Source organism: Mesorhizobium sp. M7D.F.Ca.US.004.03.1.1 (genome assembly GCF_003998635.1).
In the GTDB taxonomy this organism is placed as follows: domain Bacteria; phylum Pseudomonadota; class Alphaproteobacteria; order Rhizobiales; family Rhizobiaceae; genus Mesorhizobium; species Mesorhizobium loti.
This window is the reverse complement of the sequence record NZ_RZQG01000960.1, coordinates 1-2,164: the sequence shown is the minus strand read 5'-3', so window position 1 is coordinate 2,164 and position 2,164 is coordinate 1. Positions and strand designations below refer to the sequence as shown.

2 protein-coding genes and 1 pseudogene are annotated in these 2,164 nt (G+C 64.0%); all 3 read left to right on the top strand.

The genetic code is table 11. The features are described from left to right. On the top strand, window positions 1-310 hold a 310-nt coding region (locus tag EN935_RS32470; protein ID WP_127374046.1), incomplete at its 5' end, for a DUF2291 family protein. Next, on the top strand, window positions 307-1,860 hold the full coding sequence (locus tag EN935_RS32465; protein WP_127262650.1) for a sugar ABC transporter ATP-binding protein: 1,554 nt from the start codon (window positions 307-309) through the stop codon (window positions 1,858-1,860). The genes EN935_RS32470 and EN935_RS32465, both read left to right, overlap by 4 nt. Next, window positions 1,853-2,164, top strand: a pseudogene (locus EN935_RS32460) (ABC transporter permease); the annotation flags it as partial. The gene EN935_RS32465 and the pseudogene EN935_RS32460, both read left to right, overlap by 8 nt.

The window sequence follows — 2,164 nt, the reverse complement described above, 5'->3', positions numbered from 1 at the left end:
GACGGTCGATGTCGATGTCGACGGCGACGGCAAGGCCGATGCGCGGGTGCAGATCGGACCGGCGGTGCGCGGTACCGCGCTGCGCGACAGCCTGGACTTCATCCAATTCAACGATTTCACCAACCAGATCGACTTCGCCCAGTTCGGCAAGGCGTTCAACAGCTACGCCGACAAGACGGTGCTGTCCAAGCTGCCGCGCGAGGCGCTGGAGGGCCGCAGCGCCAAGGTGCTGGGCGCCTATACGCTGGGCAGCGGCCAGGACCTGCCGCTGGTGACGCCAGCGGAGGCAGAGATCGGGCCGAAGCCATGAGCGCCGCAGAGCGCGACATCATCCTGAAGCTGGAGGACGTCTCCAAGGTCTATTCCGGCACCGTTGCGGTCAAGCGCGCCAATTTCGAGGTGCGCAAGGGCGCGGTTAACGTGCTGGTCGGCGAAAACGGCGCCGGCAAATCGACGCTGATGAAGATCATCGCCGGTGTCGAACGACCGACAGCCGGCCGCATTCTGCTGGAGGGCGAAGAGGTTTCCTTTTCGTCGTCCGGCGATGCGGTGAACCGCGGCATCGGCATGGTGTTCCAGGAGTTGAACCTGTTCGGCAATATGAGCGTCGCCGAGAACATCTTCGCCACCCGGGAGATCACCAACCGCTTCGGCAAGATCGACCGCGAGGAACAGGAAAACCGCGCGGCTGAATTTCTGGAACGCCTGCAGGCCGGCATACGGCCCGACATGCTGGTCGAGGATCTGCGCATCGGCCAGCAGCAGCTGGTCGAGATCGCCAAGGCGGTTTCGCTCGACGCGCGCATCCTGATCATGGACGAGCCGACCTCGGCGCTGAGCGCGGCGGAAGTCGAGATCCTGTTCAAGGTGATCGCCGACCTCAAGGCGCGCGGCGTGGCCATTGTCTACATCTCGCACCGGCTGGAAGAGCTGATCCGCATCGGCGACTACATTACCGTGCTGCGCGACGGCCGCATCACCGGCCAGGAAGAGATGAAAAACGTCGACACGCAGTGGATCGTTCGCCAGATGATCGGCTCCGATGCCAAGGATTTCGCCAAGGCCGACGGCCATCTTCCGGGCGAAGAGATCTTCCGTGCCGAGGACATCTGTCTGCCGCGCGCTACCGGCGGGCTTGCCGTCGACCACGTCTCGCTGTCGCTGCGTGCCGGCGAGATCCTCGGCATATACGGCCTGATGGGCGCCGGGCGCAGCGAATTGTTCGACTGCATCATGGGCCGCCACGGCCATTCCACGGGCGAGATCTTCATTGGTGGCAAACAGGTCAAGGAGCGCGACACGACGCGGCGCATCCGGCGCGGGCTGGCGCTGATCCCCGAAGACCGCCAGCGCGAAGGGCTGGTGTCGATCCTCTCGGTCGCCAGCAACCTGACGCTGGCCAGCCTGTCGCGATTTGCCCGCCTGTTCCATATCCGTGGCGCCGACGAGAGGCAGGCGGTGACAACCATGGTGCGGGAACTGGCGATCAAGGTCGCCGACCCGGCGCAGGAAGTGTCTTCGCTGTCGGGCGGCAACCAGCAGAAGGTGGTGATCGGCAAGGCGCTGCTCACCGAACCCAAGGTGCTGTTGATGGACGAGCCCAGCCGAGGCATCGATGTCGGCGCCAAGGCCGATGTCTTCCGCACCATGCGTAAATTGTCCCGCGACGGATTGGGGATTTTGTTCGCCACCTCGGATCTCGATGAGGTGATGGCGCTGTCCGACCGCATCGCGGTGATGAGCAACGGAAAACTGACCGGCATGTTCGACCGCGCCGAGGCGACGGAGGCGGCACTCGTGGCTGCCTCGGCGCTTGGCCACGGACCGGTTCGACAGATGGAGAGCACCGCCCATGACTGACATCCCAGCCAAGGCGGCCGCTCCCTCCGCTTCCAGCGGCTCCATGCTGTTGACGCTGATGAAGCTCAGGACCTTCATCGCGCTGATCGCCGTGCTGATCTTCTTCTCGATCGCGGCGCCGAATTTCTTGTCGACCGCCAATCTGATCCTGATGTCGAAACACGTGGCGTTGAACGCGTTCCTGGCGATGGGCATGACCTTCGTCATCATCACCGGCGGCATCGACCTTTCGGTCGGTTCGATCGTCGGCCTGTGCGGCATGGTCGCCGGCTATCTCGTGCTCAACGGCATCGACCTGCAGGTC